The following is a 9,272-nucleotide window of genomic DNA, read 5'->3' as shown; positions in this document are numbered from 1 at the left end:
CTCGGTCGCGGGTGCGCACGGCAAGACGACGTCGACCGGCATGATCGTCACCGCGCTGCAGGCGCGGGGTGCCGACCCGAACTTCGTCAACGGCGGGGTCATCGAGCAGCTCGGCGTCTCCAGCGCCACAGGCACCGGCGAGCTCTTCGTCATCGAGGCCGACGAGTCCGACGGCACCTTCCTGCTGTACGACACGGCCGTCGCGTTGATCACCAACGTCGACCCCGACCACCTCGACCACTACGGCTCCGACGAGGCGTTCCATGACGCGTTCGTCCGTTTCGCGGATGCCGCCACCGAGGCCGTCGTCATCTCCAGCGACGATCCCGGCGCGCTGCGCGTCGGCGCAGGCCTGTCGCACCCGAATGTCATCACCTTCGGGCAGGCCGAGGATGCCGATGTGCGCGTGACCGATGTCGTCACCGCAGGTCCCGTGTCTGCGACCATCACCCACGGTGATGAGAGCGTGCGTCTGCAGCTCGCCGTTCCCGGTGTGCACAATGCGATCAACGCCGCGGGCGCCATCACCGTGCTGCTCTCGGTCGGTTTCGGTCTGGCCGAGTCCGCTCGCGCCGTCGAGGGGTTCGCCGGCACGGTGCGCCGGCTCGAGCAGCACGGCATCGAGCGCGGGGTGACCGTCTACGACGACTACTCGCACCACCCGACCGAGGTCCGTGCGGCCCTCGAGGCCATGCGCTCGATCTCGGGCGGGGGCCGGATCATCGCCATTCAGCAACCGCATACCTACTCCCGCACGCAGCACATGTTCCGCGAGTTCGCAGAGGTGCTCGAGACCTACGCCGACCACACGGTGATGCTCGACGTCTACGGCGCGCGGGAGGATCCGGTGCCCGGCGTCACCGGTGAACTGGTGAGCGGGGCCTTCCAGGATCCCTCGCACGTGCACTTCGTCGCGGACTGGCAGCAGGCGGCCGACTACACCGCGTCCGTCGCGCGCGACGGCGACTTCGTGGTCACGCTCGGCTGCGGCAACGTGTACCAGATCATCCCTCAGGTGCTCGAGTCGCTCCGCACCGTCGAGGCCTAGTAGATGCGACGTCCACCTCCGCCTCCCACGCCTCCCGCGGGCCACGCGGAGGAGGAGGCCGCACACGTGCGGCGAACCGCGGGCCGCGGTGGTGTCCGCGTCTCCGGGACCGAGCGCACGGTCGGCGATGCCGAATCGTCGACGGTCCGGGGCACGCTGTCCGAACCCTCGGATCCGTACGCTGAGACGGAGCCCGAATGGGCAGACCGTCCGACCTCGACACGAGACGTCTGGCGTGCGGCCAGAGTGCGCCGCAAGGCGCTGCGCGCCGAGATCAGACGTTTCACCCAGCGATCGCGACGCCGGCGCATCTTCTGGATCAGCGCGGTCGGCGCCATGGTCCTCGTGATCGGCGGCAGCGCGATTGCCGCTTACAGCCCGCTGTTCGCCGTCGAGAAGATCAGTGTGGTCGGTGCGACGACTCTCGATGCATCGGCGGTCGAGGCGGCCCTCGCCGACCAGGTCGGAACACCGCTGGCGCTCGTCGACACGAGTGAGGTCAAGGCGGCGCTTCTGGCTTTCCCGCTGATCGAGACGTACTCCCTCGAGGCCAGGCCGCCGCACGACCTGACTGTGCGCATCGTGGAGCGGACGCCCGTCGGCGTCATCCGCTCGGCAGCGGGATACACGCTCGTCGATGCCGCCGGTGTCGCGCTCGCGACGACGAAGGACCAGCCGGCGGGCCAGCCGCTGCTCGACATCGAGGGTGGTCCGGACTCTGCGGCCTTCGACAGCGCGGGACTCGTGGTGCGATCGGTCCCGACAGACCTGCGTGCCTCGCTCACCGGCGTCAGCGCGACCACCGCCGACGACGTGACGCTGACTCTCAGCAGCGGCCTCGTCGTCGTGTGGGGCAGTTCCGAGGACTGGCCCCTCAAAGCGGAAGTGCTCAGCAGGACGCTGGTCAAGAGGCCGGATGCGGCGACCATCGACGTCACATCGCCCCGCGCGGTGGTCGTCGGCTGAGGTTTCGACGGCAAACGGGCGACACGCCCGTGTCGCTGCGTGTGCGCGGGTGCGTGACGCTTACCTTCGAACAAGAGAAACCAATACCGGGAAATACTTTACACCTCTAGTTGAGGTTTAAGGTTCACCCACTGGAATCTCACCCTTAGACAGGCTCGACTACTCGGAGGCCGGCCATGAGCCAGAACCAGAACTACCTCGCCGTGATCAAGGTCGTCGGCGTCGGCGGTGGCGGCGTCAACGCCGTCAACCGCATGATCGATCTCGGTCTCCGCGGAGTCGAGTTCATCGCCGTTAACACCGACGCTCAGGCGCTGCTGATGAGCGATGCCGACGTCAAGCTCGACGTCGGACGCGAGCTCACTCGCGGCCTCGGTGCCGGCGCCGACCCCGAGGTGGGTCGCCGCGCCGCAGAGGACCACGCCGAAGAGATCGAGCAGGCCCTCACGGGTGCCGACATGGTCTTCGTCACCGCAGGTGAGGGTGGTGGAACCGGAACCGGTGGCGCCCCCGTCGTCGCACGGATCGCGAAGTCGATCGGCGCGCTCACCATCGGTGTCGTCACCAAGCCCTTCTCGTTCGAGGGTCGGCGTCGTCAGAGCCAGGCCGAAGCCGGTGTAGCGAAGCTGAAGGAAGAGGTCGACACCCTCATCGTGGTGCCGAACGATCGACTGCTCGAGATCAGCGACCGCGGCATCTCGATGATCGAGGCGTTCGCCACGGCAGACCAGGTGCTCCTCGCGGGTGTGCAGGGCATCACCGATCTCATCACGACGCCGGGACTCATCAACCTCGACTTCGCCGACGTCAAGTCCGTCATGCAGGGTGCGGGTTCCGCGCTCATGGGCATCGGCTCGGCGCGCGGCGCAGACCGTGCGATCAAGGCGGCGGAGCTCGCCGTCGAGTCGCCGCTCCTCGAAGCGAGCATCGAAGGTGCGCACGGAGTCCTGCTCTCGATCCAGGGTGGATCGAACCTCGGGATCTTCGAGATCCACGACGCCGCAGACCTCGTCAAGGAGGCCGCGCACCCCGAGGCGAACATCATCTTCGGTACCGTCATCGACGACACCCTCGGCGACGAGGTGCGCGTCACGGTGATCGCTGCAGGCTTCGACGGTGGCGAGCCCTCGTTGCGACTCGACCCGATGGTCGTGTCGCGTCCGGCGGCCGCGACCACACTGCCCGAGGTCGCACTCTCGGGCGACGACGAGACCAAGCCGACCGCGGACAGCACCGCTGCGGAGAAGCTTCCGCAGCGCGTCGCTGCCACCAGCATCGAGCCCGCGTTCGCAGACGACGACATCGACATCCCTGAATTCCTGAAGTGACCCAGGAGCAGGGCCCGCAGGATCCGGCTCTGGCCGCGCGGCTGTCGGCGATCGACGAGAAGATCGCCGACGCTGCGCGTCGGGCCGGCCGTGATGCTCGGGAGATCACCCGGATCGTGGTGACCAAGTTCCACCCGGCATCCCTCGTGCAGGCGCTGCATGCGCTCGGTGTGCGCGAGGTGGGGGAGAACCGCCAGCAGGAGCTTTCCGCAAAGGCCGGCGAACTCCCGTCGCTCGACCTCCGGTGGCACTTCATCGGGCAGGCGCAGACCAACAAGGCCGCCGCCATCCGACGCAGTGCGGATGCGGTGCATTCGGTCGACCGCGATCGACTCGCCGACGCTCTGCATCGGGCCGCTGACGGGGATGACATCCTCGACGTGCTCGTCCAGGTGAATCTGACCGATGATCCGGGTCGTGGGGGAGTCGCGCCCGGTGAGGCGCGATCGCTCGCCGAGCACATCATGACTCTGCCGTCGCTGCGCCTGCGTGGCGTGATGGCCGTCGCTCCCCTCGACGAAGAGCCGCAGTCGGCCTTCGCCCGCCTCCGCTCGATCGCGGATGGCGTGCGGGACGTCGAGCCGACCGCGACCTGGATATCCGCGGGAATGACCGGCGACTTCGCCGAAGCGGTGGCCGCAGGCGCGACACACCTGCGGATCGGGTCCGCAATAACCGGACCCCGCCCCGACCGGGGTTAACCTGTGAACAGACCAACCCGACACGTTCGAACCGGAGGACACGATGGGTAACCCGCTGAAGAAGACCAGGGTGTATCTCGGCCTCGCTGACGAAGAAGAGGTCTACGAAGAGCAGGCGCCGGCTCCGGCCCGTGCTCACAGGGACCGCGACCGTGAGCGCGAAGAGCCCGCCCCCGCACCCGTCACCCCGCTGCGTCGCCCTGTCGCCGTGCGTCAGCCCGCAGGAGGGGCCGTGAACGAGATCCTCACCGTGCACCCGAAGCAGTACCGCGATGCGCAGCTCATCGCGGAGAGCTTCCGCGAAGGCGTGCCGGTCATCATCAACCTCTCCCAGATGAGCGACGCGGATGCGCGCCGCCTCATCGACTTCGCCTCAGGACTCTCGCTCGGCCTCTACGGCCGTATCGAGCGGGTCACGTCTAAGGTCTTCCTGCTCTCGCCGGAGAACATCGCGGTGTCGGGTCACGGGGGAATCGCGCACGCGGACGCAGAGTCCGCGGGCTTCGACCAGTCGTAGACCGTGGGGATCGTCGTCTCCATCGTCGCCAGCATCGTCCATCTGGCGCTCCTGCTCTATCTGCTGGTGCTGTTCGCCCGTCTGATTCTCAGTTACATCCCGATGTTCAATCGGGAGTGGCGCCCCAAGGGTGCCGGACTCATCGCTGCCGAGCTCGTCTACACGATCACGGATCCGCCTGTCCGGTTCTTCCGGCGGATCATCCCGCCTCTGCGGATCGGCTCGATCTCCCTGGATTTCGGCTTCTCGATCACGATCCTGATCGTGCTGATCCTCATGAGCATCGTCCGGAACTTCATCTGAGCCCTGTGCGACTTCCGCGCCCTGGAGTGTCGCGGCGTCGCGGCTGACAGGCTCGGGGACTATGCTTGGCTCCCAGGTGCGCGCCCCGGGTTCGCGCCACATCTCGACCACGCCATTCTCCAAACTGGCAACCGAACTCATCGAAGGAGCCACCATGGCACTTACCCCGGATGACGTCGTCACCAAGCAGTTCCAGCACGTCCGCTTCAAGGACGGCTTCGACCCGGACGAGGTCGACGACTTCCTCGACGAGATCGTCATCGAGTGGCGCAAGGCCCTCGAAGAGAACGTCGAACTCAAGGCCAAGCTGGCCGCGTACGAGTCCGGCGACGCGCCTGCTGCTGCCGCGCCGGTCGCCGAGGCTCCGGCTGCGGCCCCGGTCGTCGAAGAGGCTCCGGCACCCGCCGCCGAGCCCGCGCCGTCCGGCTCCGCCACCGCCACCGCGGGCATCATCGAGCTCGCGCAGCGCCTGCACGACGAGCACGTCGCCGAGGGTGAGGCCAAGCGGGCCCAGCTCATCGCCGATGCCGAGGGCGAGGTCAACCGCATCCGCACCGAGGCCGAGGCCAAGCAGCGTGAGGAGTCGGCTCGTCTCGAGCGCGAGCGCAACACGCTCGAGGCTCGCATCACCGAACTCCGCAACTTCGAGCGCGACTACCGCTCGCAGCTGCGCGGCTACATCGAGGGTCAGCTCCGCGATCTCGACGAGAAGTCGGCGTCGACGGACTCGACTCCGGTCTCCGCGATCGGACTGTAGGTCGTCCTTTTGCCAGGACGATCGCCCCTTCGTCGGTCGGCGGCCGGCGCGATCGTTGCGATTCTCGCAGCGATCGTGCTGGCCGCCGATCAGTATGTGAAGTACCTCACCACCGAGAACCTGCCTCTGCAGGAGCCTGTCCCGGTGCTCGGTGAGTTCCTTCAGCTGTACTACGTGCGCAACCCCGGCGCTGCATTCTCGCTGGGGTCCGACGTCACGTGGATCTTCACCATCGCGTTGGCCGTCGTCGCCGGAGTGATCGTGTGGAAGGCCCTCGGCCTTCGTTCCCGCCTCTGGGCGGTTGTCCTCGGATGCCTGCTGGGTGGGGTGCTGGGCAACCTCACCGATCGACTCTTCCGTGATCCCGGATTCCCGATGGGGCATGTCGTCGACATGATCTCGATGCCGTGGATGATGCCCGCGATCTTCAACGTCGCAGACATCTTCATCGTCACGGGGATGATCTCGGTCGCTCTACTCGTCGTGTTCGGGCTGAGGTTCGATGGCACTCGCGAGCGCGACCACGCTCCCGTCGAGACCGACGAAGAGGCGGAGGCGGCCGCGGTCGCCGATGACCTCGAAGGTCACGACCGGCCCGCTGCGCTTCCGGCAGACGGAGCGTCTCCGGACGCCCCTGCCACTGCATCGGACGGTCGCTGAGCATGGAGTTCCGCTCCCTCCCCGTCCCTGACGGGCTGGAGGGCCAGCGCGTCGACGCCGCGTTGGCCAAGCTGCTCGGCTTCTCCCGCACCTTCGCCGCCGAGGTGGCTTCTGCGGGGGGAGTCCGGCTCGACGGGGAGACCCTCGACAAGTCCGACCGTCTTCGGGGCGGAGGGTGGCTCGAGGTGGAATGGCAGCCGAAGGAGGGGCCGCGGATCGTCCCGATCGCGGTTCCCGAACTCGGCATCGTGTACGACGACGATGACATCGTCGTCGTCGACAAGCCCACGGGCGTCGCCGCCCATCCCTCGCTCGGCTGGGAGGGTCCGACGGTGATCGGGGCCCTCGCCGCCGCGGGCTTCCGAGTCTCCACCAGCGGCGCCGCGGAACGGCAGGGCGTGGTGCACAGGCTCGACGTCGGCACCAGCGGCCTCATGGTCGTGGCCAAGAGCGAGGCGGCGTACACCGCGCTGAAGCACGCCTTCAAGGACCGCACGGTCGAGAAGATCTATCACGCTGTCGTCCAGGGGCACCCCGATCCGCTGACGGGCACGATCGATGCTCCGATCGGACGTCATCCGAGCCATTCCTGGAAGTTCGCGGTCGTGCCGGACGGAAAGCCCTCGGTCACGCACTACGAGACGCTGGAGGCATTCCCCGGCGCCTCGCTGCTCGAGATCCACCTCGAGACGGGGCGGACCCACCAGATCCGCGTGCACATGGCCGCGCTGCGGCATCCGTGCGTCGGCGACCCGCTCTACGGCGCCGATCCGACGATGTCCGCGCGGCTCGGGCTGACGCGGCAGTGGCTGCACGCCCACAAGCTCGCCTTCACGCATCCGGCGACCGGGGAATGGGTGCAGTTCGAGTCCGGCTATCCGGCGGACTTCGAGCACGCCCTCGCGGTGCTTCGCGGGGAGTAGCCCGCTTGCGCCGACCATGATGTCGGCGGAGACGGACATACTGAACGCATGAGCATCGAGGTGCGAGCGGCGACGGAGTTCGACGATGTGGCAGCTCTCGTCGGTCCGAAGAAGGCGACGTCCAACGTGTGCTTCTGTCTGAGCTATCGGATCGGCAGCAAAGAGAACAACGAGCTGCGCGGACAGCAGCGCGCAGATCGCGTGCGAGCTCTCTGCCACGACGACCCGCCGCCGGGGGTGATCGCGTATCTCGACGACCAGCCGGTCGGATGGGCGGCGTTGCATCCCCGCCGCGACACGAGCTTCGCGCGCAATCGACTGATTCCGCACATCGACGATCTCGACGTCTGGTCGCTCTGGTGCATCCGTGTGCGACCGGGTCACCGCAAGCAGGGGATCTCCCATGCGCTGCTCGAGGGAGCCGTCGCCCACGCGATGAAGCGAGGCGCGCCGGCGGTGGAGGGCTATCCCGTCGACAATCGCGGCGAGAAGGTGAATCCGACGATGGCCTACGTCGGAACCAGGCGACTCTTCGAGAAGGCGGGCTTCGTGAAGGCCGCCGACACCGGCTCGACGCTCGACGGGTTCCCGCGCGTGCTCATGCGACTCGATCTGCGGTGAAGTCGGGCACGGCTTCGGCGTCCGATGTCGGAGGCCGAAAGTAGACTCGAAGGCATGGCATCCGACTCCTTCGTCCACCTGCACGTGCACAGCGAGTACTCGATGCTCGACGGGGCGGCGAAGATCGCGGCGATGACTCAGGCGGCCGCCGACTACGACATGCCGGCCATCGCGGTGACCGATCACGGCAACACGTTCGCGGCCTTCGAGTTCTACAAGGCGGCCAACGCGGCGGGGGTCAAACCGATCATCGGGCTCGAGGCCTACGTCACCCCCGGCACCCACCGCAGCGACAAGACCCGCGTGCAGTGGGGCTCTCCCGATCAGAAGAGCGACGACGTCTCGGGATCCGGGGCTTACACCCACATGACGATGTGGAGCGAGAGCACGCAGGGCATGCACAACCTGTTCCGACTCAGCTCGCTGTCGAGCATGGAGGGCTATTACTTCAAGCCCCGAATGGATCGGGAGCTCCTCCAGACCTATGGCAAGGGACTGATCGCCACGACCGGATGCCCGTCGGGCGAGATCCAGACCAGGCTCCGTCTCGGCCAGTACGACGCGGCGCGCGCGGCGGCCGCGGAGTTCCAGGATCTGTTCGGCAAGGAGAACTACTTCGCCGAGATCATGGATCACGGCCTCTCCATCGAGCGACGGGTCATGACAGATCTGATCCGTCTCTCGAAAGATCTGCATATCCCGCTGGTCGGCACCAACGACTCCCATTACACGCATCAGCATGAGGCCGATGCGCACGAGGCGCTGCTGTGCGTGCAGTCCGGATCCACGCTCGACGACCCCAATCGCTTCAAGTTCGACGGCGACGGCTACTACATCAAGACGGCCGCCGAGATGCGCCAGCTGTTCCGCGATCACCCCGAGGCGTGCGACAACACGCTGCTGATCGCCGAACGCTGCGAGGTCGAGTTCAACACGGCGGCCAACTACATGCCGCGGTTCCCGGTGCCCGACGGCGAGACCGAAGACAGCTGGCTCATCAAGGAGGTCGAGGCGGGCCTGCACTACCGCTACCCGAGCGGCATTCCCGACAAGGTGCGCAAGCAGGCCGAGTACGAGACCGGGATCATCCTGCAGATGGGTTTCCCCGGCTACTTCCTGGTCGTGGCCGACTTCATCAACTGGGCGAAGGACAACGGCATCCGCGTCGGACCCGGGCGTGGTTCCGGTGCCGGCTCCATGGTCGCGTACGCCATGAAGATCACCGACCTCGACCCGCTCGAGCACGGTCTGATCTTCGAGCGCTTCCTCAACCCCGACCGCGTCTCGATGCCCGACTTCGACGTCGACTTCGATGACCGTCGCCGCGGCGAGGTCATTGACTACGTGACCAGGAAGTACGGCTCCGAGCGCGTCGCGCAGATCGTGACCTACGGCACGATCAAGTCGAAGCAGGCGCTCAAGGACGCCGGCCGCGTGCTCGGCTTCCC

The 9,272-nt window shown here is 67.1% G+C and carries 11 protein-coding genes; all 11 read left to right on the top strand.

Annotation, left to right across the window (positions count from 1 at the left end; translation table 11 throughout):
- Nucleotides 1–1,048: UDP-N-acetylmuramate--L-alanine ligase (murC, locus tag J7E68_RS06850; protein WP_215171093.1), on the top strand; the 1,048-nt coding region annotated here is incomplete at its 5' end.
- Between the two features lie 66 nt (nucleotides 1,049–1,114).
- Entirely contained in the window at nucleotides 1,115–2,014 is a 900-nt protein-coding gene (locus tag J7E68_RS06845) for an FtsQ-type POTRA domain-containing protein (protein ID WP_311416568.1), read from the top strand.
- Between the two features lie 176 nt (nucleotides 2,015–2,190).
- Nucleotides 2,191–3,342 carry a cell division protein FtsZ gene (gene ftsZ, locus J7E68_RS06840; protein ID WP_215171089.1) on the top strand — a complete coding sequence of 384 codons (1,152 nt, stop codon included), beginning with the start codon at nucleotides 2,191–2,193 and terminating at the stop codon, nucleotides 3,340–3,342.
- On the top strand, nucleotides 3,339–4,043 hold the full coding sequence (locus tag J7E68_RS06835; protein ID WP_215171087.1) for a YggS family pyridoxal phosphate-dependent enzyme: 705 nt from the start codon (nucleotides 3,339–3,341) through the stop codon (nucleotides 4,041–4,043). Before ftsZ ends, J7E68_RS06835 begins: the two co-directional genes overlap by 4 nt.
- A gap of 43 nt (nucleotides 4,044–4,086) precedes the next feature.
- Entirely contained in the window at nucleotides 4,087–4,560 is a 474-nt protein-coding gene (locus J7E68_RS06830) for a cell division protein SepF (protein WP_215171085.1), read from the top strand.
- Nucleotides 4,561–4,563: 3 nt separating this feature from the next.
- Nucleotides 4,564–4,863, top strand: coding sequence for a YggT family protein (locus J7E68_RS06825; protein WP_311416565.1), 300 nt, complete (start codon nucleotides 4,564–4,566; stop codon nucleotides 4,861–4,863).
- Nucleotides 4,864–5,017: 154 nt separating this feature from the next.
- A complete protein-coding gene (locus J7E68_RS06820) occupies nucleotides 5,018–5,620 on the top strand; it encodes a DivIVA domain-containing protein (protein WP_215171083.1) in 603 nt (200 codons plus the stop codon).
- Nucleotides 5,621–5,680: 60 nt separating this feature from the next.
- A complete protein-coding gene (gene lspA / locus J7E68_RS06815) occupies nucleotides 5,681–6,280 on the top strand; it encodes a signal peptidase II (protein WP_396652488.1) in 600 nt (199 codons plus the stop codon).
- 2 nt (nucleotides 6,281–6,282) lie between these two features.
- On the top strand, nucleotides 6,283–7,203 hold the full coding sequence (locus J7E68_RS06810) for an RluA family pseudouridine synthase (protein ID WP_215171081.1): 921 nt from the start codon (nucleotides 6,283–6,285) through the stop codon (nucleotides 7,201–7,203).
- Nucleotides 7,204–7,251: 48 nt separating this feature from the next.
- Nucleotides 7,252–7,824, top strand: coding sequence for a GNAT family N-acetyltransferase (locus J7E68_RS06805; protein WP_215171079.1), 573 nt, complete (start codon nucleotides 7,252–7,254; stop codon nucleotides 7,822–7,824).
- 54 nt (nucleotides 7,825–7,878) lie between these two features.
- Nucleotides 7,879–9,272: DNA polymerase III subunit alpha (gene dnaE / locus J7E68_RS06800; RefSeq protein ID WP_215171077.1), on the top strand; the 1,394-nt coding region annotated here is incomplete at its 3' end.

The sequence above is a fragment of the Microbacterium sp. ISL-103 genome, from assembly GCF_018613995.1.
Classification (GTDB): domain Bacteria; phylum Actinomycetota; class Actinomycetes; order Actinomycetales; family Microbacteriaceae; genus Microbacterium.
This window is presented reverse-complemented; position numbering and strand designations above follow the sequence as displayed.